Raw genomic sequence first — 20339 nt, 5'->3', positions numbered from 1 at the left:
TTAGTTAATACACGCAGCCCTGGAAGCTAAGCACAGTGAGGAGCGTGGGACGCGTCGATTGTGTAAAAGAACCGCCAAGGGCCCCAGCCGTTGGACTCCGCGGCCAGAACAGCGACGGCACCGCCGGTCATCACGGGAATCAAGGGGTGGGCGAAGACATCGCCGCTGCTCGGCTCAGCCGCGCGCATGCGCGCGCCCGACGGCTGCGTCGGCGGCGCCGCGACATCGATGTCGAGCACACGGCTCAGGGTCATGCAGGGTCTCGAGGCGATTAATCGCACCATCAAACCATGCGGTTCCTAATATCCCCTGAAACATGGTCACATGCTAATTATTCAATCTATGATTGAAGCCCTTAACCGCTGAAGCTGGACCTGCGTCATAGGACCAGACCCCGGCGCTGACGGCGATGAAATCTGCGCCCGCACGCGCCACCTCCGCCGCCGTCTCGACGGTGATTCCGCCGATGGCGACGCAGGGCGTCTCGACGGTCTCCTGCCAGACCGTCAGGATCTCCAGACCGGGTCGGTGGACCGTCGTCTTGGTGTCGGTCGGATAGAAGGCGCCGAAGGCGACATAATCCGCCCCGCCCTCGGCCGCGTCCCAGGCCAGGTCGCGGTCGTCGTGGCAGGTCACGCCGATCATGGCGTCCGGTCCCAGGATGCGCCGCGCCTCGGCCAGCGAACCGTCCTCCTGCCCGATATGAACCCCGTCGCAGCCCGTGGCCTTCGCCAGATCGGGTCGATCATTCAGCAGGACCGCCACCCCATGACGCCGCGCGACCGGCGCCAGCCGCTCAACGGCCGCGCAAATGGCGGCGTCGTCGGCGGGCTTGAGCCGAATCTGCAGGGCGGCCACGTCGCCGTCGCCCAGGGCCTCGTCCAGGGTCGCGGCGAAGGCGTCCAGATCGGGAATCGCGGGCGGGGTGATCAGATACAGCCGGCAGGGCGGGCGATCGGGAACGGTCGGGGTTCTGGCCATGGGGCTGACTTCCCCCTCCTGCGACCATTCGTCAACGGGTCCGTCGTCGCACACCCATGCGAACGACTTGCAATCGCCTTAAGGGGTGCTATAGCGAACCATTCTCAGTCGGTGGAACGCGTAGAACTCTCGTGTACGTCTGTAACTGCAATGGTCTTCGCAAGCGGGATGTGGCCCAGGCCATCGAGGCCGGCGCCTGTCGGCCGCGCGACATCTTCGCCAGCCACCAGTGCCAGGCCCAATGCGCCAAATGCGTCTGCGAGATGCGCCAGATGATCCAGGACAGCCGCGAAGCCTTCGCTATGGCGGCTGAATAGCCCCTCGCTTGCTGCCGAAAATCACTCGCACTATCAAAGCAGTGATAAGAACTCGCAAATAAGCAGGGTCGATTTTACTGTGGTATTGCGTCGCTCGACAGACGGCGAAGGCGCCGTCGCAAGACCAAGGACACGGCCATGAAGGGCGACCCCGCTATCCTCCGCACGCTGAACGCGGTGCTCACCAACGAGCTGACGGCGGTGAACCAGTATTTCCTGCATGCGCGCATGTTCGAAAGCTGGGGTCTGGCCCACCTGGGGCACGTCATCTACGAAGAATCGATCGGCGAGATGAAACACGCCGACATGCTGATCAAACGCATCCTCTTCCTGGACGGCCTGCCGAATCTGCAGGACCTGCACAAGCTGAAGGTCGGCGAGGATCCGATCGAATGCCTGGGCGCCGACCTGCAACTGGAGCTGGACAGCCGCGTCGCGACCGCCGCCGCCGTTACCCTGTGCGAAGAGACCCGCGACTACGTCAGCCGCGACCTGCTGATGAAGATTCTGGCCGACACCGAGGAACACATCGACTTCCTCGAGAACCAGCACAAGCTGATCGAACTGATGGGCGCGCAGAACTATCTGCAGTCGGCCATGAAGGAAATCGTCACCGACAACAGCGCCACCGGCGGCTGATCGATCCTCAGCCCTCGCGGCGGGCCAGGTGGATCACCGCCGCCGCGAGGACGACGAGACCCAGACCGCCGCCCAGCGTCAAGGCGGTCTGAACGCGCCACGCCTCGGTCGCCAGGATGTTCACCGGCATCTGCCAGGGCATGAATACGCCCTCTTTCGCCGAGGTCGCCACCACGCCGAAGAAGGTTCCGCCGATGCCCAGCACAAGGCCGGGCACGAAGCTGGCGAACCGGATCGCCGTCCAGAACTGAAGGGCGATCATCAGAACGGCGGCCGCCGCGATCTTGGCCAGGATCCAGGCATGACCCGCGAGGTCCAGTCGTCCAGCCGCCGCCGCCTCCGGCTTGATGAGGCCGCCGAGGATCACGGCCCCGATCGTCATGGCCAGCACGGCCGCGCTCATGATCAGCACCAGGCCGATCACGCAGACCGCCTTTGACGCATAGAGGGTCCAGCGTGGCACAGGCAGGGCGCGCAGGTGATCCCAGCTGCGCGGCCCATGCTCCATATGGGCGACCAGGGCGGTCAGGGCGGTGACGCACATGGGCATCATGAAATAGGCCCAGATCGCCGTGGCGCTGCCGATCCACCTCTCCCATTCCCAAGGCGTCTCGGACCGCAGCAGCATTGAAAAGGCGAAGACGGCGATCAGAGCCGGAGCGGCCGCGGCCAACACAAGGGCCAGTGACCGGTTCAGCTTGCGGATTTCGACGGACAGAACGGCGAGCATCAGACGGACTCCGCAAAGCGGGATTGGGACAGGGCGGAAGCGGCGCGATAGACGCCCTCCAGCGAACGGGCGCGGGCGCCGATGGCGAACACAGCGACGCCTGCGGCCACCAGCTCGCGGTTCAGAGCAGCGCAGACCTGGTCGTGATCGTTGCCGGGACGCAGCCGCGCCACCAGGCCCCCCGCGTCTTCGCTCAGGGTCAGATCCAGCGACTGCAGCACCGCCCGCGCGCGCGCCGGGTCATCGACGCGCAAGCCGATCTCGGGCGCCAGTTCGGCCTTCAGCCTGGCCAGTTCGCCCTCGACCACCAGTCGGCCTTCGTGAATCACGCCCACGTGGGTGGCGGTCTGTTCGATCTCGCCGAGCAGGTGGCTGGACAGAAGGACGGTCGCCCCCGCGCGGATCGGCAGTTCGCGCAGAAACAGGCGCATGTCGGCGATCCCGTCGGGGTCCAGCCCGTTCGTCGGTTCGTCCAGCATCAGCACCGGCGGGGACCCCAGCAGGGCGCGCGCTATGCCGAGCCTCTGACGCATCCCCAGCGAATAGTCGCCGACCCGGCGTCCGCCGTCGCGTGTCATGCCGACGACCTCCAGCACCCTGTCGATCTCGGTCGCCGCAAGACCAAGAAGCCGGCGCGTGAGGTCCAGGTTCTCTCGTCCCGACAGGTGGGCGTAGAAGCCGTGCGCCTCCAGGAGGACGCCGATCTTGCGGGCCGCCCCCCTGCGATCCTGCGCGACGTCGACGCCGCAGACCCGAGCCACGCCCGAGGTGGGTCGCAACAGCCCCATCAGCATCTTCATCGTCGTGGTCTTGCCGGCGCCGTTGCGCCCCAGGAACCCATAGACCGCATGCTTGGGCGCCGTCATGGACACCGAGTCCACCGCACAACGACGGCCGAACATGCGCGTCAGCCCTACTGTCTCTATGGCCGCCATAACCCACCCCGCGTTTAACTGTTAGATAAAGTTGCGCGAGGAGGATTTTTAAGTCAAGATTAAAGACACGACAGGTTCAGCTCCGCAGGGAAAGCCATGGCCGCCGACGATCTCGCCCGTTTTCGCCGCATGTGCCGGCAGTTTCGCTGGCTCGCGGTTTTCATGGTTTGCAGCGTCGGCGCGATCCTGGCGCTGATGTATGTGATCGTGCCGGCGGTCTTCGCCGCACGCGGAGAACACAGAGACCTCACCCTCCTGCTTCGGGAGATCGTCTGGGCCTCGCCGACGCTTCTCTACCTGTTCGCCGTCTGGTCGATCGGGTCGGCGCTGGGGCAGTTGGCCAAGGGGCGGCTGATCCAGCCGACCCTGTCGTCCGCCCTGCGTCGTGTGGGGCTGGCGCTGGGCTTCGGCGGGCTGCTCAGCGTGTTCGGCGTCACCAATCTGATGCGGCTTCTGGGCGACGAGCGGAGCAGTTGGGCCTATTTCGACGTCGCCGGCATGACCCTGGGCATGATCGGCGGCGCCCTCTTCCTTCTGGGACGGGTGATCGATCAGGCGGGCCTGCTGCAGGCCGAGATGGACGAAATGATCTGAATGCCCGTTCGCGTGACCCTGAATGATCTGATGGTCCGCAAGGGCCTGAAGGCGCGCGATGTCGCCGCCCAGGTCGGCCTGAGCGAAACCCAGTTCTCCCTGTTCCGGTCCGGCAAGGTGAAGGGCATTCGCTTCAGCACCCTGTCGCGACTATGCGCCGTTCTGGAGTGTCGCCCCGGCGATCTGCTGGACTATGATTTCGATCCGCGCGAGATGGAACCGGTCGAGCCGGAAGAGGTCTGACGGAACCGCGTCCGGTCCCGGCCATTAGATTTCGACGGGCAAGCTGGAGCGGACCATGACTGACATCGACGACGCCATTGATGATGTGCGCGACGCAGCTGTGGACCTGCTGAACAGCGAGGGGCGCAGCGCCGGGCATGTGGCCATGGGCGTCGCCCTGACGGTGGGGTTCGCCTTGCTGGCGACGGGCATAGCCTCTGGCGCGCTGAGGCCGAAACGGTCCTTGAGACAGGTTCGCGACCGCGACCTGCCGATCACCGAGAAGCCCCACGGCGCCTTCAGTCTGATCCTTCCTGCGGTGTTCTCGGCCACCACCCTGTCGGCCGTGCGTGTCTGGAACGCCCCGCCGGCGCGCGAGCGGACCAGGGCCATGGGCCTGTGGGTCGCGGCCCAGACCGTCAACGCCGTCTGGCTGGGCCTGCGCCCGTCGTCGATGTGGAAACAGGTGCTGGCGGCCATGTCGTCCGCGGGCCTGGCCGCCGCCTTCGCCCACGAGGCGCGCAAGCTGGACGAAGGGGCGGGCAAGATGGCGGCGCCGACCGGATCGGGCGTGCGGATGGGCAATCTGCTTCATCGCAAGGCGGACGACGTCTCGGGCGGCCGCAGCCTGCATTAGGCCGCCTTGCCCTTTGCCGGGGCTTCCTCTAGGGATCGCGCCCTATTCGCCACGCCCCATCCGGGCGCGTGGGCGCAACCCCATTCCCGATGTGACCCCATGAAGATCAACGGCAACACCATCAAGCCCGGCATGGTCCTGCAGCACAATGGCGGCCTGTGGGTCGTCACCAAGGCCAGCCACGTCAAGCCCGGCAAGGGCGGCGCCTTCGCCAACGTCGAGGCCAAGAACCTCGAGACCGGCAACAAGCTGAACGAGCGCTTCCGGTCGGAAGACAAGGTCGAGCGCGTGACGCTGGAGCAGAAGGACTTCTCCTATCTGTTCGACAACGGCGACAGCCTGGTCTTCATGGACGACGCCACCTACGAGCAGATCGAGCTGCAGAAGGACTGGGTCGGCGAAGAGCGCATCCCCTATCTGCAAGAGGGCATGAAGGTGATCATCGAGATGCACGAAGAGCGTCCGATCGGCCTGGAGCTGCCGGATCAGGTCGTGCTGGAAGTCGCCGAAACCGAGCCGACCGTGAAGGGACAGACGGCCTCGTCCTCGTACAAGCCCGCCATCGCCTCGAACGGCGTGCGGATCATGATCCCGCCCTATATGTCGGCCGGTGAACGCATCATCGTCGACACGACCAGCGGCGAATACGTCCGCCGCGCGGACTAAGACACACTGCCGGCCTCATCCGGGGCCGTTCCCTTTCTTGCACTTCTCCGCATGTCCGGGCTCCCATCCTACTGAAGAATGGGCCTTTTCAGGACATGCGGACCAGGAGATCCGCCGATGGCCCTCGCTTCCGCCCTGCTCCAAGTCATGCTCGACGCGGTGCGCAAGACCGCACGCCCCATGCTGCGCGACTTCGGCGAGGTGTCGCAGCTTCAGGTGTCGAGGAAGGGGCCGGGCGATTTCGTCACGACCGCCGACCTGCGCGCCGAAGACACCCTGTACGAACTGCTGATGAAGGCCCGCCCGGGCTACGGCTTCCTGGGTGAAGAGCGCGGCATGATCGAGGGGACCGACAAGTCCCACACCTGGATCGTCGATCCCATCGACGGCACCACCAACTTCATGCACGCCATGCCGCATTTCGCCGTCACGGTGGGGCTGGAGCGCAGGGCGCCCGACGGTTCGAGCGAGATCGTGGCCGGCGTGACCTATAATCCCGTGATGAACGAGCTGTTCTGGGCCGAGAAGGGCAAGGGCTGCTATCTGAACGACCAGCGGATCCGCGTCGCCGGCCGTCGCGACCTGTCCGAGAGCCTGGTCGCCACGGGCCTGCCCTTCATCGGCAAGTCGGGCCACGCCCAGGCCATCAAGGACATCCACGCCATCGGCCAGCGCGTCGCCGGCATCCGCCGCCTGGGCTCGGCCGCCCTGGACTTCGCCTGGGTCGCGGCCGGCCGCTACGACGCCTATTACGAGCGCGGCCTGAAGCCCTGGGACGTGGCGGCGGGCATCCTGTTCGTCACCGAGGCCGGCGGGTCGGTGACCCCCATCGGGGCGGATGGCGATCCCAGGACGGGCGTGTCGGTTCTGGCCCGCAACAGCGAACTTCATCCGCAGCTGCGCAAGGTGCTGCAGGCGTCCTGACGGTCGCACAGCCGCCTCTCCCTCCCCGACCGGGGAGGGGCGTCGCGAAGCGACGGGGTGGGGGCGGCAAGGCTGGCGCGCAATCAGGTCTGGGGGACTTCGCCCTGCCCGTCCCACCCGGCTCCGGCTGCGCCTTCGCCCCCCCTCCCCCGCTGGGGAGGGAAAGGCTGATGCGCTTGTCAGCCCGCCTGCGCCATCTCGGGCACGCGTGTGACCTCGCGCCACGCATGGGGCGCAGCCAGCAACGCACGGACCAGCTTGTTGTTGACCGCGTGCCCGGCCTTGTAGCCTTCGTAACGGCCCAGCACGGGCGCGCCCAGGACATACAGGTCGCCGATCGCGTCCAGCGCCTTGTGGCGCACGAACTCGCGTTCCATCCGCAGGCCGCCGGGGTTCAGGATTTCGTCGCCGTCGATGACCACGGCGTTCTCCAGCGAACCGCCGCGGGCCAGACCCGCCTGACGCAGGGCCTCGACCTCATGGGCGAAGCCGAAGGTGCGGCAGGCCATGATTTCCTTGCGGAAGGTCGGCTCGTCCACGACGAAATCGATGATCTGGTTGCCGATCACCGCCGAAGGGAAGTCGATCTCGAACCGCATTTCATAGCGGTCGCACGGCAACAGGGCCGCGTGCTTGTCGCCTTCGGTGACGTGAACCGTCTCCAGAATCTCGATATAGCGCTGCGGCTGCGCCTGGGGACGGAAGCCCGCCCGGTCCAGCAACTGCACGAACTCCAGCGCCGACCCGTCCAGGATCGGCAGCTCCGGCCCGTCCACCTCGACCACGGCGTTCGAAACGCCCAGAGCGCAGAAAGCCGCCATCAGGTGTTCGATGGTCGACAGCCGCACGCCGGCGGCGTTCTCGATCATGGTGTTCAGGCGGGCGTCGACAACGGCCTCGCCCGAGACGGGGATGCGGTTGTCGCGGTCGGTCACGTCGGTGCGCACGAAGACGATCCCCGCCCCCGCAGGCGCAGGACGAACCGCCAGCCGCACCCGGCGGCCGGTGTGCACCCCGACGCCGGCGATGATGGCCGGCGCGACGATGGTGCGCTCGTGATGGTCGTTTCTGACCGACAAACTCAAACTCGCTTCAATCTGATTGGGTCCCGCCTCTAAGTGCGGATTACGCCCCTCGAGTGATCTAGCCCTGCCCCCGCAAGTGCGAAATGAAAGTCGGGTTTCGGATTGTTTCGTTATGGGACCGTCGCAATTGAAAACGCCCCGAAGCCAGTGGCTTCGGGGCGCGGCTTTCAGAATTTCAGTCGGTCAGTTTGCGAGACGGCGGAGAAAAGAAGGAATCTCCAGGTCGTCGTCCGCATGGCCCGTCTCGGGCTCGGCCTGGGCCTGCGGCTGGGCCGCCGACCGCATCTGCGAGGTCGGACGGGGGCTGTAGGTCGGCTCGGGCTGCGGCTGGGCGCGCTTGCCGCGACCGAACAGGCTCCAGCCGCTGCGGCGGTGGTCACGGTCGTCATAGTCATCGACGGCCGGCTCGGGCGAACGGGCGGCGTACAGGTCGCCCTGGGGCTCGGGCGCGCGGCTCGACTGCGTGGCCGGCGCGCGGGTGGTTTCGTACTCCTCGACCCACGGATCGACGATCGGGTCCAGGGCGCGCGGGGTCGGTTCCGCGACGCGGATCACCGGCTCGGGCCGGGGCTCCGGCGCGGGAGGGGATTGAAAGCTGGGGACGACGGGGGCCGCCTCGATCCGGGGCTCAGGACGCGGTTCCGGCGCGCGTTCGGCGCGGACCGGCTCACGGTAGGGTTCGCGGGCGGGCTCGGGGGCACGCGAAGCCTGGGTTCCGTACAGGCCGCCGGCGGAACGGCGCGCGCCGTGATCCGCCAGGGGCGCGGTCTGGGAGGGCGCAGCCGGAGCCGAGGGTTCGGCGCGTTGCACGCCGCTCTCGTCCATGCCGGTGGCGACCACCGAGACGCGGATCTTGCCGTCCAGCGCCGGATCGAAGGCGGCGCCGAAGATGATGTTGGCGTCGCCGTCCACCTCGGCCGAAATGGCGTTGGCGGCCTCGTCGACTTCCAGCAGGGTCATGTCCAGACCGCCGGTGATGTTCACCAGCACGGCCTTGGCGCCCTTCAGCGACGTCTCGTCCAGCAGCGGGTTGGCGATGGCGTTCTGGGCGGCCAGCAGGGCGCGGTCGTCGCCGGAGGCCTCGCCGGTGCCCATCATCGCCTTGCCCATTTCGGACATGACGGCGCGGACGTCGGCGAAGTCGAGGTTGATCAGACCCGGCAGGATCATCAGGTCGGTGATCGACCGCACGCCCGAGTGCAGCACCTGGTCGGCCATGCCGAAGGCGTCGGCGAAGGTGGTGCGTTCGTTGGCGACGCGGAACAGGTTCTGGTTCGGAATGACGATCAGGGTGTCGACATAGCGCTGCAGTTCGGCGACGCCCGCGTCGGCCAGGCGCATCCGGTGACGGCCCTCGAAGGTGAAGGGCTTGGTCACGACGCCGACGGTCAGGATGCCGCGATCGCGCGCGCATTTGGCGATGACGGGTGCCGCGCCGGTGCCGGTGCCGCCGCCCATGCCACAGGTGATGAACACCATGTGCGCGCCTTCGAGGTGCTGATGGATCTCGTCGGCGGATTCCTCGGCGGCGTTCATGCCGACTTCGGGGTGAGCGCCGGCGCCCAGGCCCTGGGTGATGGTCTCGCCCAACTGGATGCGACGATCCGTCTTGGCGAAGCTGAGGTGCTGCGCATCGGTGTTGGCCACGACGAACTCGACCCCTTCAAGGCCGGCGTCGATCATGTTGTTCACGGCGTTGCCGCCGGCGCCGCCGACGCCGAACACGACGATACGGGGTTTCAGTTCAGTGTGTTGCGGCTTGACCAATGAGAGCGACATTTCTTTTCCGACCTTCCGACCCTGACCCCTTCAAACCGATGCGACCGCCCCGCCGAATCACATTGGTTATGAGCGTGTTAAGGATTGCACCCATGAGGGTTAAGAGAAGGTTACGGCGATAATGTGAGTCGGACTCGAGGAAAGCACAAACTGCGAGCTTGGCTGCAGTTTCTTCGAAAAACGACGACCTTCAGGAAAAAGGGCGGCCCGTGAGAGCAGCCCTTTCCTTATTTTAGAAAGACTGGACCTAGAAGCGAGCCGTCAGGCCGACCTGATAATAGCGTCCGGTGAGGTCATAAACGCCCACGCAGTTAGTGCACTTAGTGCACAAGGAGCGGCTCGCTGTCGAGCATTGCACACTTGGAGACGGGCGTGCGATCACGCGCGCCAATGCCGAAGCTGTTTTCCCAAGTTTAAGCCAAGGACAGATCATGAAGATACTGATCGCCAATGGTCAACGGCGCAAAGCTCTCGATGGTCGCTGTATTGCTGCGAAAGCCCAGTTCTGACAGCGATACCACCCGTTTTTATAGGTTGTCGCGCAACCAGCCCGCGACACGCCCTACCACATTGCCCCGATGGATTCTCGGCGCGTCCGCCGCCGTGATCTGCCGCGCCATAAGCTTCCGGGCGGACACGGCTTCGCGCGGGCCGTAGGCGGCGCGCAGCAGGACTCCGGCGGTGGCGCAGAAGGCCGGACCGGAGGCGGCGTCGGCCAAATGTGGCGCGCGCTGAGGCTTGCCCAGGCGGACCGGGCGGTCGAACACCCGCACAGCCAGCTCCCGCACCCCGTTCAGTTGGCTGGCGCCGCCGGTCAGGACCAGGCCCGCGCCGGGCTCAAGGCCCACGCCGGCGTTCTTCAGCCGGTCGCGCAGCAGTTCCAGCGTCTCTTCCACGCGCGGGGCGATGACGGTCTTCAGCATGGCGCGCGGGACGATGACCGGGCCGGCCGAGGCGTCCTCGCCGCGCGGCGGAGCCTCCAGCATTTCGCGGTCCTCGTTGGCGCTGGCCATGGCCGAGCCGTGCAGGGTCTTCAGCCGTTCGGCGCCCGCCTTGGACGTCGACAGGCCGCGCGCGATGTCCGAGGTGACATGGTCGCCGCCGACGTTCAGGCTTTCGATGTGCAACAGGGACCGGCCGCCCCAGACGGCGGCGCTGGTCGAGCCGCCGCCCATGTCGATGCAGACGGCGCCCAGGTCCATCTCGTCCTCTTCCAGCGCGGCCAGGGACGAGACGACGGGCGCGGCGGCCACGCCCTGCAGGTCCAGATGCGCCAGCTCAAGGCAGTGGCTCAGGGTCGTGAAGACATTCTCGGCCATGGACACAACCAGCAGGTCGAGCCCCAGCGAACCGCCGCGCATCGAACGCGGATCATGCACGCCGCGCGCGCCGTCCACCGACCAGGCGATGGGCAGGACGTGGATCGGGCGGCGGTTGGGCAGGCGGATCTGGGCCAGGGCCATGCCGATGGCGCGCGCCAGATCGGCGTCCCCGACCGGATTGGCGCCCAGAGACACCCGGGCCTGGACGCGGTGGCTGGCCATCTGGCCGATGGCGGTGGTGACGACGACGCCGGAGACCGGGCTCTGGGCCGCGCGTTCGGCCCGTTCGACGGCGTGGCCGATGGCCTGGGCGGCCTCGTCCATATTGATGATGGCGCCGCCCTTCACGCCCTTGGACTGGACATGGCTGGCGCCGGCGACGCGGATAGTGCGGTCGGCGTGCCGCACGCCGTCAGGCTTCATGATGAAGCACGAGACCTTGGACTGGCCGATGTCCAGGGCGGCGATCACGGGGGCGCGGCCGGCGCGGGGATCCATGCCCCGGCCCTGGTCATTCGCCGATCCGCGCTGCTTTCCCGCCATGTCTTACTGGTCCTTTAAGCGTCGGCGGCGGGTCGCACGGCGACCTCGTCCGGCGTTCTGAGATCGACCCGGGCGAAGCCCAGGTCGAGCAGGCGTTCGCGCTGATCCAGCGCATCGAGACGGATCAGGGCCGCCTCCTGTTCGACGGCGGGCAGCTGGATCAGGCTGCCGTCCTTCAGGCGCAGGTCCCAACGGCGTTCGTCCACCCGCACCAGGGCGTCCACCCGGCTCATCAGGCGCGGGCGCTGGGCCAGCAGGGGCAGGACCTCGCCGGCGGCCAGGTCGGCGCCCTTGCCCACGACGAGGGGCAGGGTCGGATAGCGGCGCGCGTCGGCGCCCTGGATCACCTGGCCCTGGGCGTCGATGACCTTGATCTGGCCGGCGTCCTGCCAGACGGCCAGACGACCGTGTTCCTTGATCTCGACGATCAGGGTGTCGGGCAACAGGCGCACCACGCGCGCCTCGCGCACCCAGCCGACGCCCTGCACGCGTTCGCGGATGGCGTTCAGGTCCAGACTGATGATCGGCTGGCCGGAATACAGGCCCAGGGCCTGCTGGATCGCCGGCTCGGCCTCGGCCGAGGCGCCGGTGATATGAACCCGCTTCAGCGTCAGCCCCATGCCCGCCGTCACCCCGTCGATCCCGTGCGAAACCGACTGGCCGATCCGTTCGGCGCGGGCGCCGGTCGCCAGAACCCCGATCACCAGCAGGGCGCTGGCGCCCAGGGCGATCATGACGGTGCGGGGTGAAACATCGATACGGCCGATGGCGGCCATCTTGCCGGGGATGGCGGACGCGGGCTTGGGCGCGCCGCCGCGTGGCCGCCCGCCCTTCTTGGAGGCGACGCCACGCGAGGAACCCGAACTCTGTCGCCGACCGCCGCGAACTACCGCGGGCATGAGGCGTCCTCCACCATCCACCGAACCAGGTCTTCGTAGCTCATTCCGGTATGGGCGGCCTGCTCGGGAGCGAGCGAGGTCGGCGTCATGCCCGGCTGAGTGTTGACCTCCAACAGAACCAGATCGTCCTTAACATCATCATAACGGAAGTCGCTTCTGGACACGCCTCGGCAACCCATGGCGACGTGCGCCGCCTCCGCCTGACGCAGGGCCGCCTCGAACACGGCGGGCGGCAGGACGGCGGGCAGGACGTGGACCGAACCGCCGGGCGCATACTTGGCCTCGTAGTCGTAGAAGCCCTTGGTCGGGGTGATGTCGGTCACGGTCAGAGCGCGCGGCCCGTCCGCATAGCCGATCACGGCGACGGCCAGCTCCTTGCCGGCGATATAGGGCTCGACCATCACCTGTTCGCCATAGCCCCAGCCGGGCTCGCCCACCTCGGCGACCGGCCGATTGGCGCCCTCGGTCACCAGATAGACCCCGACGGACGAGCCTTCGGCGTTGGGCTTGACCACATAGGGGGGCTCGATCACGTGGCGCGCCGCCACCTCATGCCGGTCGTACAAGCCGCCGCCGGGCACCTTGACGCCCGCCGCCTTCAGCACGGCCTTGGACCTGTTCTTGTCCATGGCCAGGGCCGAGGCCAGGACGCCGGAATGGGTATAGGGAATCCGCAGGGTCTCCAGCACGCCCTGGACGCAGCCGTCCTCGCCCCAGGCCCCATGCAGGCAGTTCAGCACCACGTCCGGCTTGATCAGACCCGACAGCACATTGGCCAGGTCGCGACCCGCGTCCACCCGGCTGACGCGCACGCCCTGCCGCTCCAGCGCCTGCGCGCACTGCTCGCCGGAGGTCAGGGACACCTCCCGCTCGGCGGAAAGACCGCCCATCAGGACGGCGACATGAAGGTCTTTGAAAGCGCGGGTCATGGGCTCTCCGATTGCGGCCGACTTGTTTAACAGGCCGTCAACCTTATCGCCCGCCCGGCGTGAAAAATGTGTGTCAAACCCCGACGATCAGAGGCGCCGGCCGATCCGCTTGATCTCCCAGTCCAGCTGAACGCCGGTCTTCGCCAGGACGTCGGCGCGCACCGCCTCGCCCAGGCCTTCGATGTCGGCGGCGGTGGCATCGCCGGGGTTGATCATGAAGTTGGAATGGAGGTCGCTGAACATGGCCCCGCCCCCGGTCTCCACGTGCAGCTTGCCGCGCCAGCCGGCCTCGTCGACCAGTTTCCATGACGAATGGCCGGGCGGATTCTTGAAGGTCGAACCGCCGGTCTTTTCGCGGATCGGCTGGGTGGTTTCGCGGCGGCTGGTGATCTCGGTGATGCGGGCCTGGACGGCGGCGGGATCGTCCGGCGTTCCGCGATAAGTCGCCTCGACCCAGATAATCTCGGCCGGCGCCTGCGAATAGCGATAGGTGTAGCCGAAGTCAGCCAGGGCGTAGTCGACCCGCTCGCCATACCGCGTCAGGCCCCATGCCGAGACCAGAACATCCTTGGTCTCCGATCCGTAGCAACCGGCGTTCATGGTCAGCGCCCCGCCGACCGTGCCCGGAATGCCGGCGTAGAATTCCAGCCCCGCCAGCCCCGCCTTGGCGCTGGCCTTGGCCACCATGGAGTCCAGCGCGCCGGCGCCGGCCGTGATCGTGTCGCCGTCCGTCGTCACCAGCGCCCAAGGCCGGCCCGCCAGACGGATCACCACCCCCTCGACCCCGCCGTCGCGGACGATGACGTTCGATCCGACGCCCAGCACGGTCACGGGGACGGACGGGTCCAGCGCCTTCAGGAAATCAGCCAGATCTTCGGCGTCCGCCGGAATGAACAGGGCCTCAGCCGCGCCGCCGACGCGGAACCAAGTGTAGGGGCCGAGCGGTTCGTCCCGCAGAAGCTTGCCGCGAACGGGGGGAAGGGTGATCTCGGTCATGCGGCTTCGATGTCGGTCCGGGAAAAGTCGTCGCCCTTGTACAGCAGGGGCGACCGCGCGTGGCGGGCGCAGGCATAGGCGAAACAGTCGCCGAAATTCAATGCCGCCGGGTGACGGCCCTTGCCGTATCGGACATGGGCGCGGATCGCCTCGTGTCGCACCTCGGCGTGAATGGCGACCACCTCGATATTGAAGGTCTTCAAGAACGCCTCAACGGCGACTTCGCTGTCGGTGATGTCCAATTTCAGCCGACGCGCGACCGCGAGGACCGCCTCCCAGACGGCCATGGGCGACGTCGTCCGAAGAGGATAGGCTTCCAGGCGCGCATAGAGTAGCCGCGCGTCGTCCTCGTCGGTCAGGATGGCCGTAAGCGCCGAAGCGTCCACGAACATCAGTCGTCCTCATAGAGGCTGTCGATCCAAGCCTTGTCCACCGGCTGGCCCTCGGCGAGGTCGCCCCGAGCTATTAGAGCGCGGGTGAAGGCAAGGCCGCGCTCGACAAAGTCGGACGAAGTCTCGACCTGCTCCAACTGACGGCGCAGCGCGCGGCGCACCGCCTCCGTCTTGCTGATCCCTCCGATGCGGCTGAGGCGTTCAGCCATCTGATCGACTTCCGGGTCCTTCACATAAAGCGCCACGACATCCTCCAAGGATATACCGTCACGCCATAATATATACTTTCGAACCCCCCGGACAAGCCGAGCCTCACCCCAACGCCTCCAGCTGCGCCGGCAGGCCATAGGCCCAGCTGGTGATGTCGCCGGCGCCCAGCAGCACGACCACATCGCCCGGCCGGGCCTCTTCCTTGATCAGGCGCGGCAGGACGGCGGCGTTCTCCAGCGCCTGGACATGGCGGTGGCCATAGCGGCGGATGCCGTCGGTCAGGGCGTGCTTGTCCACCCCTTCGATCGGCGGTTCCCCGGCCGGATAGACGTCGGCGACGATCACGCTGTCGGCGTCGGAAAAGGCGGTCGAGAACTCGTTCATCAGGTCGCGCAGCCGGGTGTAGCGGTGCGGCTGGACCACGGCGATGACCCGGCCCTCGGTCACCTGACGCGCGGCCTTCAGCACGGCGACGATCTCGACCGGATGGTGGCCATAGTCGTCGACGATGCGCACGCCCCCGACCACGCCGGTGGTGGTGAAGCGGCGCTTGACCCCGCCGAAGCCGGCCAGACCCTCGCGGATCGCCTCGTCGGACACGTCCAGCTCGCGCGCCACGGCGATGGCGGCCAGGGCGTTGGAGACATTGTGCCAGCCGGCCATCGGCAGGTGCAGGTTCTCGATCCGGTGGGTCTCGCCGTTCTGGATCACGACGTCGAAGCGGGCGCCGTCCGGCCCCATCTGGCAGTTGTCAGCCCGCACCATGGCCTGGGGATTGGTCCCATAGGTGACCAGCCGCCGGTTATCGATGGAGGCGACCAGCTTCTGCACCTCGGGATGATCCAGGCAGACGGCGGCGAAACCATAGAAGGGGATGTTCTCGACGAAATCGACGAAGGCCTTCCGCACCGCGTCGAAGTCGCCGTAATGGTCCAGATGTTCCGGGTCGATATTGGTCACGATGGCGACCGTCGATTTCAGTCGCAGGAAGCTGCCGTCGCTCTCGTCCGCCTCGACCACGATCCAGTCGCCGTCGCCGACCTTGGCGTTGGTGCCATAGGCGTTGATTATGCCGCCGTTGACCACCGTCGGGTCCAGACCGGCCGCATCCAGCAGGGCCGCGACCATCGAGGTCGTCGTGGTCTTGCCGTGGGTGCCCCCGACCGCGATCGAGAACTGCAGACGCATCAGTTCGGCCAGCATCTCGGCCCGGCGCACCAGGGGGATGCGGCGCTCGCGGGCGGCCTTCATCTCCGGATTGTCGGCCTTGACCGCCGTCGAATAGACCACCGCCGACACGCCCTCGCTGACGTGAGCGGCGTCGTGACCGATGAAGATCCGCGCGCCCAGCTTCTCCAGCCGTTCGGTGTTGGCGCTGGCCTTGGCGTCCGAGCCCTGAACCGAATAACCGATCTTCAGCATGATCTCGGCGATGCCGCTCATGCCTATGCCGCCGATGCCGACGAAATGGACGGGACCGAGGTCGAACGGGACGGGGCGAAGGCGAGCGATCATCCGATGCGCTTAGCAAGGGATCGGGCGGAATGCACGGGGGTGTCTGCGTCCAATTCCGACGTCGGGACGTGATAGGCGTCGCGCGGGAGAACGGGCATGACGGCGAACGCGGTTCGGTCGATTTCAGACTATTCAGACTATTCAGACCCTGTTTTTCGGGCACAGGGTCTGAAACGGCCGCCGCTCGGCCGCCTACGACTTTAGTCGATTGGCCTTGCGGAAGCTTGTCGTGCAAACAGGCGTTGAGTGACCGCCAGGCGGTCAGGCAGGAGTATTTTCGTGGGCAAACTCAGCACCCCTATCATCTTCGGCGTCATCGCCATTCTGGGGGCCGTCTCCCTCGGCGTCATCGCCCTGCACCAGGGGGAGAGCATCAGCGCGGTCTGGATGGTGGTGGCGGCGGTCTGCACCTACGCCATCGCCTATCGCTTCTACAGCCGCTTCCTGGCCAACAAGGTCATGCAGTTGCAGCCCTCGCGCCCGACACCCGCCGTCCGTCGCGACGACGGCCTCGACTATGTGCCGACGCCCAGGAACGTCCTGTTCGGCCACCACTTCGCCGCCATCGCCGGCGCGGGGCCGCTGGTCGGGCCGGTGCTGGCCGCCCAGATGGGCTATCTGCCCGGCGTGCTGTGGATCCTGGTCGGGGCGGTGCTGGCCGGTGCGGTGCAGGACATGATGGTCCTGTTCATGTCCACCCGGCGCGACGGCAAGTCGCTGGGCGACATGATCCGCACCGAGATGGGCAATATCCCCGGCATCATCGCCCAGGTCGGCGTCCTGATGATCATGGTCATCATCCTGGCCGTTCTGGCCCTGGTCGTGGTCAAGGCCCTGGCCGAAAGCCCGTGGGGAACCTTCACCGTCGCCGCCACCATCCCGATCGCCATCTTCATGGGCCTGTACACCCGCTATCTGCGGCCCGGCCGCGTTGGCGAGGTGTCGGTCATCGGCGTCGTCCTGCTGATCCTGGCCATCATCGGCGGCGGCCATGTGGCGGCCGACCCGTTCTGGGGCCCGGCCTTCACCCTGACCGGCCCGACCCTGGCCATACTGATGATGGTCTATGGCTTCATCGCCTCGGTCATTCCGGTCTGGCTGCTGCTGGCCCCGCGCGACTATCTGTCGACCTTCCTGAAGATCGGGGCCATCGTCGCCCTGGCCATCGGCATACTGATCGTGCGTCCACACCTGCAGATGCCGGCCGTCACCTCCTTCATCGACGGCACCGGCCCGGTCTTCGCCGGCGCGCTGTTCCCCTTCCTGTTCATCACCATCGCCTGCGGCGCCGTCTCGGGCTTCCATGCCCTGATCTCCTCGGGCACCACGCCCAAGCTGCTGGAGAACGAGAGCCAGATCCCGCTGATCGGCTATGGCGCCATGCTGTGCGAAAGCTTCGTCGCCGTCATGGCCCTGATCGCCGCCACGGTGCTGGACCCGGCCGTCTATTTCGCCATGAACAGCCCGGTCGCCATCATCGGCAATGACGCGGTCTCGGCCGCCGCCGCCGTGGCCCAGTGGGGCTTCCACATCACCCCCGGCGAGCTGGAGCAACTGGCCCGCGACGTGGGCGAGCACTCGATCCTGTCGCGCGCGGGCGGCGCCCCGACCCTGGCCGTCGGCATGGCCCACATCCTGTCTGGCGTCATCGGCGGCAAGGCGATGATGGCCTTCTGGTACCACTTCGCCATCCTGTTCGAGGCCCTGTTCATCCTGACGACGGTCGACGCCGGCACGCGCGTCTGCCGCTTCATGATCCAGGACCTGCTGGGCGTGGCCGTGCCGAAGATGCGCGAGACCAAGTCCTGGGGCGCCAATGTCGTCGCCACCGCCCTGACGGTCGGCCTGTGGGGCTATTTCCTCTACACCGGCGTGGTCGATCCCCTGGGCGGCATCAACAGCCTGTGGCCCCTGTTCGGCATCGCCAACCAGATGCTGGCCGCCATCGCCCTGATCCTGGGCACGGTCGTCCTGTTCAAGATGAAGCGCGAGAAGTTCGCCTGGGTCATGGTCGTCCCGGCGACCTGGCTGCTGATCTGCACCCTGACGGCGGGCCTGCAGAAGCTGTTTCATCCCGAGGTCCGCATCGGCTTCCTGGCCCACGCCCGCAAGTACCAGGAGGCTCTGGGCGCCGGCGAACTGATCGCCCCGGCCAAGACCGTGGGCGACATGCACCGCATCATCGTCAACGACTACGTCAACTCGACGCTGACGGCGGCCTTCCTGTTCGTGGTCGTGACCATGGTGGTCTACGGCGTCCTGGCCTGCCTAAAGGCCTATCGCAGCAACCGGCCGACCGTGCGCGAATATCCCGAGGCGCACGAGCTGACGGCGTCCGACGACGCGGCGGATATCGCCCGTGCCTAAGTCCGGGCTCCAGTCCGGGCCGGCTCCCGCCGCCACGCCGGACGACCTGCTCTGCCTGTGCCGCGACACCGCCTTGCGGTGGGGTCGCGGCGTCAAGCGGACGGCGGGGGCCATGATCGGCCAGCCCGACTACGACGCCTATGTCCGCCACGCGGCCACGACCCATCCCGACCAGCCCCCGCTGGACAAGATCGCCTTCTTCCGCCTGCACGAACAGCGTCGCTTCGGCGGCTCGGGCGCCTTCAAATGCTGCTGATCTAAAGGCCGGCGGGCTGGTCGGCCGACCGGACCCGGTCCGCTCCCTGCGCCTGGAGCGCGGCGATGGCCGCCTCCAGCGTCGGGTCCTCGCCCGCGCGGCGCTGGCTCACGGTGCGGGGCGCCGCGATGTCCGGGGTGACGCCGCGTTTCTCCAGCCGCACCCCGCCCGCCGTGACGAAGTTCGCCCGGCTCAGCGTCAGCTTGCCCCCGTCCGGCAGGTCCGTCTCCTGGGCGATCAGGACCGAACCGATGGTCTTCTCGCCCACCACTATGCCCCGCCCCGCTTCCTGCAGGGCGGCGGGCGTCAGCTCGGCCGCGCTGCGGCTGCCCCGGTCCACCAGGACCGCGACCGGATTGGCCACCGGCGCGCTGCGGTCGGCGCAGTCGCCTGAGGCCCGCAGGATCACGGGCCGCCCGTTCCGTCCGGTCCGCGTCGCCCAGACCTGATCGCGGGGCAGGAAACAGGTCAACACCGACTCGGCCTCCCACAGCCGGCCGCCGGGATTGGCTCTCAGGTCCAGGATCACGTCCACATCCGACGGCAGGCCGTCCAACTCGCCGCCCAGCCAGCGCCCCAGTCCCGCATCGAACTGTTCCACCGTCAGCACCAGAACCCCCGGCCGGGACTTGTCGGCCGTAAACGGCTGCGGCCCGTCCATCAGCTGCGGGGTCAGGATGGTGTCGCGGCGCATCCCGGTCTCGTCCGTCAGAACCAGATGGACCGGCGTCCCCTCCTGCACCTCCACGTCCGGTCCCCACGGCCGGCCGTCGACGCTGTCCAGGGTCCAGCCCAGTTGCACCCCCGCCGCCTGAGCCGGAGAGCCGTCGCGCACCCGCTCCACCGTCCACAGGTCGGGATCCTCGCCCCGCATCAGGGTCATGCCCATGACGGCCCGGCGCGCATACTGGGCGTCCTGGCGACGCACGGCGGCCGGCGGGCTGGCGCCGGCATGGCCGTCGTCCAGCAGGTCCAGCATGGTGTTGACGACCCGGTACAGCGCCCGGTCGTCGGCCGCCGCCAGGGCCTGGGGCCGGAACCGATCGCGCGCCGCGCCCCAGTCCACCCCATGCAGATCAGGATCGTAATAGCCGCGCCGCACCTCGCTCCAGACCGTGTCGAACACCCGCTGGTTCATCCGCGCCCGCTCGCGGCTGGGCGCGGCGACGACCGCCGCCGCCGGGGTCTCGGCGTAGGCCAAGGCCGCCGGCCCGCCGCAAAGCGGCAAGCTGAGCAACAAGAGGCTGAAAAGCCGGGCGGAACCTTTGACGGACATGCCGGCCATGTGACGCAAGACCGGTCCCGTCCTCAAGTCACGAATATGCGTTATTCGGGAATACGCCCCCCGTCCCAGGCGAACACCCCCACGCTGTCGGCCGGCGTCAGCGCCGCCCTGACCGC

The 20339-nt window shown here is 67.4% G+C and carries 23 protein-coding genes; 9 read left to right on the top strand and 14 right to left on the bottom strand.

Translation table 11 applies throughout. The annotated features are described in order from the left end of the window. Positions 1-26: 26 nt before the first annotated feature. Together ER13_RS10140 and thiE are read right to left on the bottom strand one after the other, a co-directional pair. On the bottom strand, positions 27-254 hold the full coding sequence (locus ER13_RS10140) for a hypothetical protein (RefSeq protein WP_035308947.1): 228 nt from the start codon (positions 252-254) through the stop codon (positions 27-29). A gap of 73 nt (positions 255-327) precedes the next feature. Then, positions 328-981 (bottom strand): thiamine phosphate synthase, encoded by a 654-nt coding sequence (thiE, locus tag ER13_RS10135; protein ID WP_035308945.1) that lies wholly within the window; start codon positions 979-981, stop codon positions 328-330. 131 nt (positions 982-1112) lie between these two features. On the opposite strand from thiE, the gene ER13_RS10130 reads away from it, so the two are divergent. Beyond that, entirely contained in the window at positions 1113-1298 is a 186-nt protein-coding gene (locus ER13_RS10130; RefSeq protein ID WP_035308943.1) for a bacterioferritin-associated ferredoxin, read from the top strand. Positions 1299-1436: 138 nt separating this feature from the next. Further along, the gene (bfr, locus tag ER13_RS10125) at positions 1437-1937 is read left to right on the top strand and encodes a bacterioferritin (protein ID WP_008259683.1); all 501 of its coding nucleotides are present in this window, start codon (positions 1437-1439) and stop codon (positions 1935-1937) included. A 7-nt stretch (positions 1938-1944) separates the two neighbouring features. Here the strand turns inward: bfr and ER13_RS10120 are convergent, their stop codons facing one another. Together ER13_RS10120 and ER13_RS10115 are read right to left on the bottom strand one after the other, a co-directional pair. Further along, entirely contained in the window at positions 1945-2667 is a 723-nt protein-coding gene (locus ER13_RS10120) for an ABC transporter permease (RefSeq protein ID WP_035308941.1), read from the bottom strand. Further along, complete coding sequence (locus ER13_RS10115; protein WP_081836197.1) at positions 2667-3569, bottom strand: ABC transporter ATP-binding protein; 903 nt, start codon at positions 3567-3569, stop codon at positions 2667-2669. The genes ER13_RS10120 and ER13_RS10115 overlap by 1 nt, the downstream gene beginning before the upstream one ends. 129 nt (positions 3570-3698) lie before the next feature. Between ER13_RS10115 and ER13_RS10110 the strand changes: the two genes are divergently transcribed. From ER13_RS10110 to ER13_RS10090, 5 genes are all read left to right on the top strand, one after another. Further along, positions 3699-4196 (top strand): hypothetical protein, encoded by a 498-nt coding sequence (locus ER13_RS10110; RefSeq protein WP_035308937.1) that lies wholly within the window; start codon positions 3699-3701, stop codon positions 4194-4196. Beyond that, entirely contained in the window at positions 4197-4439 is a 243-nt protein-coding gene (locus tag ER13_RS10105; RefSeq protein ID WP_035308935.1) for a helix-turn-helix transcriptional regulator, read from the top strand. Between the two features lie 55 nt (positions 4440-4494). Then, positions 4495-5055, top strand: a complete 561-nt coding sequence (locus ER13_RS10100) for a tryptophan-rich sensory protein (RefSeq protein ID WP_008261886.1) — start codon at positions 4495-4497, stop codon at positions 5053-5055. Positions 5056-5154: 99 nt separating this feature from the next. Further along, positions 5155-5721, top strand: coding sequence for an elongation factor P (gene efp, locus ER13_RS10095; RefSeq protein ID WP_008264088.1), 567 nt, complete (start codon positions 5155-5157; stop codon positions 5719-5721). Positions 5722-5838: 117 nt separating this feature from the next. After that, positions 5839-6645: an inositol monophosphatase family protein gene (locus ER13_RS10090; RefSeq protein WP_035308933.1), complete on the top strand. Its 807-nt coding sequence runs from the start codon at positions 5839-5841 to the stop codon at positions 6643-6645. A gap of 179 nt (positions 6646-6824) precedes the next feature. Here the strand turns inward: ER13_RS10090 and lpxC are convergent, their stop codons facing one another. From lpxC to murC, 9 genes are all read right to left on the bottom strand, one after another. Further along, positions 6825-7724, bottom strand: coding sequence for a UDP-3-O-acyl-N-acetylglucosamine deacetylase (lpxC, locus tag ER13_RS10085; RefSeq protein WP_035308931.1), 900 nt, complete (start codon positions 7722-7724; stop codon positions 6825-6827). 189 nt (positions 7725-7913) lie between these two features. After that, complete coding sequence (gene ftsZ / locus ER13_RS10080) at positions 7914-9509, bottom strand: cell division protein FtsZ (RefSeq protein WP_008261244.1); 1596 nt, start codon at positions 9507-9509, stop codon at positions 7914-7916. Positions 9510-10036: 527 nt separating this feature from the next. Next, the gene (gene ftsA, locus ER13_RS10075) at positions 10037-11329 is read right to left on the bottom strand and encodes a cell division protein FtsA (protein WP_008263640.1); all 1293 of its coding nucleotides are present in this window, start codon (positions 11327-11329) and stop codon (positions 10037-10039) included. Positions 11330-11388: 59 nt separating this feature from the next. Then, positions 11389-12273, bottom strand: a complete 885-nt coding sequence (locus ER13_RS10070) for a cell division protein FtsQ/DivIB (RefSeq protein ID WP_035308928.1) — start codon at positions 12271-12273, stop codon at positions 11389-11391. Beyond that, entirely contained in the window at positions 12261-13202 is a 942-nt protein-coding gene (locus ER13_RS10065) for a D-alanine--D-alanine ligase (protein ID WP_035308927.1), read from the bottom strand. Before ER13_RS10065 ends, ER13_RS10070 begins: the two co-directional genes overlap by 13 nt. A gap of 87 nt (positions 13203-13289) precedes the next feature. Then, the gene (murB, locus tag ER13_RS10060) at positions 13290-14198 is read right to left on the bottom strand and encodes a UDP-N-acetylmuramate dehydrogenase (protein ID WP_035308925.1); all 909 of its coding nucleotides are present in this window, start codon (positions 14196-14198) and stop codon (positions 13290-13292) included. Further along, on the bottom strand, positions 14195-14590 hold the full coding sequence (locus tag ER13_RS10055) for a type II toxin-antitoxin system VapC family toxin (RefSeq protein WP_035308924.1): 396 nt from the start codon (positions 14588-14590) through the stop codon (positions 14195-14197). Before ER13_RS10055 ends, murB begins: the two co-directional genes overlap by 4 nt. Continuing rightward, positions 14590-14835, bottom strand: a complete 246-nt coding sequence (locus ER13_RS10050) for a type II toxin-antitoxin system VapB family antitoxin (RefSeq protein WP_035308921.1) — start codon at positions 14833-14835, stop codon at positions 14590-14592. The genes ER13_RS10055 and ER13_RS10050 overlap by 1 nt, the downstream gene beginning before the upstream one ends. Positions 14836-14902: 67 nt before the next feature. Further along, the gene (murC, locus tag ER13_RS10045; protein WP_035308919.1) at positions 14903-16315 is read right to left on the bottom strand and encodes a UDP-N-acetylmuramate--L-alanine ligase; all 1413 of its coding nucleotides are present in this window, start codon (positions 16313-16315) and stop codon (positions 14903-14905) included. Between the two features lie 279 nt (positions 16316-16594). On the opposite strand from murC, the gene ER13_RS10040 reads away from it, so the two are divergent. Beyond that, positions 16595-18682: a carbon starvation CstA family protein gene (locus ER13_RS10040; protein WP_035308917.1), complete on the top strand. Its 2088-nt coding sequence runs from the start codon at positions 16595-16597 to the stop codon at positions 18680-18682. Positions 18683-18755: 73 nt separating this feature from the next. Next, positions 18756-18938 carry a YbdD/YjiX family protein gene (locus ER13_RS17965; RefSeq protein WP_081836198.1) on the top strand — a complete coding sequence of 61 codons (183 nt, stop codon included), beginning with the start codon at positions 18756-18758 and terminating at the stop codon, positions 18936-18938. A 1-nt stretch (position 18939) separates the two neighbouring features. Here the strand turns inward: ER13_RS17965 and ER13_RS10030 are convergent, their stop codons facing one another. After that, positions 18940-20223, bottom strand: coding sequence for a S41 family peptidase (locus ER13_RS10030; protein WP_035308914.1), 1284 nt, complete (start codon positions 20221-20223; stop codon positions 18940-18942). Positions 20224-20339 lie beyond the last annotated feature (116 nt).

It is taken from the genome of Brevundimonas sp. EAKA (assembly GCF_000698025.1).
GTDB lineage: Bacteria > Pseudomonadota > Alphaproteobacteria > Caulobacterales > Caulobacteraceae > Brevundimonas > Brevundimonas mediterranea_A.
The sequence above is the reverse complement of the archived record's forward strand: the minus strand, read 5'-3'. Positions and strand labels throughout refer to the sequence as shown.

Excerpts from the sequence above, each read along its gene's own strand:
- ER13_RS10100 (WP_008261886.1), top strand. The coding sequence starts at position 4,495 with ATGACTGACATCGACGACGCCATTGATGATGTGCGCGACGCAGCTGTG.
- ER13_RS10090 (WP_035308933.1), top strand. The coding sequence starts at position 5,839 with ATGGCCCTCGCTTCCGCCCTGCTCCAAGTCATGCTCGACGCGGTGCGC.
- ER13_RS10105 (WP_035308935.1), top strand. The coding sequence starts at position 4,197 with ATGCCCGTTCGCGTGACCCTGAATGATCTGATGGTCCGCAAGGGCCTG.
- ER13_RS10030 (WP_035308914.1), bottom strand. The coding sequence starts at position 20,223 with ATGGCCGGCATGTCCGTCAAAGGTTCCGCCCGGCTTTTCAGCCTCTTG.
- bfr (WP_008259683.1), top strand. The coding sequence starts at position 1,437 with ATGAAGGGCGACCCCGCTATCCTCCGCACGCTGAACGCGGTGCTCACC.
- efp (WP_008264088.1), top strand. The coding sequence starts at position 5,155 with ATGAAGATCAACGGCAACACCATCAAGCCCGGCATGGTCCTGCAGCAC.
- ER13_RS10070 (WP_035308928.1), bottom strand. The coding sequence starts at position 12,273 with ATGCCCGCGGTAGTTCGCGGCGGTCGGCGACAGAGTTCGGGTTCCTCG.
- murC (WP_035308919.1), bottom strand. The coding sequence starts at position 16,315 with ATGATCGCTCGCCTTCGCCCCGTCCCGTTCGACCTCGGTCCCGTCCAT.
- ER13_RS10055 (WP_035308924.1), bottom strand. The coding sequence starts at position 14,590 with ATGTTCGTGGACGCTTCGGCGCTTACGGCCATCCTGACCGACGAGGAC.
- ER13_RS10120 (WP_035308941.1), bottom strand. The coding sequence starts at position 2,667 with ATGCTCGCCGTTCTGTCCGTCGAAATCCGCAAGCTGAACCGGTCACTG.
- ER13_RS10110 (WP_035308937.1), top strand. The coding sequence starts at position 3,699 with ATGGCCGCCGACGATCTCGCCCGTTTTCGCCGCATGTGCCGGCAGTTT.
- ER13_RS10140 (WP_035308947.1), bottom strand. The coding sequence starts at position 254 with ATGACCCTGAGCCGTGTGCTCGACATCGATGTCGCGGCGCCGCCGACG.
- ftsA (WP_008263640.1), bottom strand. The coding sequence starts at position 11,329 with ATGGATCCCCGCGCCGGCCGCGCCCCCGTGATCGCCGCCCTGGACATC.
- ER13_RS10115 (WP_081836197.1), bottom strand. The coding sequence starts at position 3,569 with ATGTTCGGCCGTCGTTGTGCGGTGGACTCGGTGTCCATGACGGCGCCC.
- ER13_RS10065 (WP_035308927.1), bottom strand. The coding sequence starts at position 13,202 with ATGACCCGCGCTTTCAAAGACCTTCATGTCGCCGTCCTGATGGGCGGT.
- murB (WP_035308925.1), bottom strand. The coding sequence starts at position 14,198 with ATGACCGAGATCACCCTTCCCCCCGTTCGCGGCAAGCTTCTGCGGGAC.
- thiE (WP_035308945.1), bottom strand. The coding sequence starts at position 981 with ATGGCCAGAACCCCGACCGTTCCCGATCGCCCGCCCTGCCGGCTGTAT.
- ftsZ (WP_008261244.1), bottom strand. The coding sequence starts at position 9,509 with ATGTCGCTCTCATTGGTCAAGCCGCAACACACTGAACTGAAACCCCGT.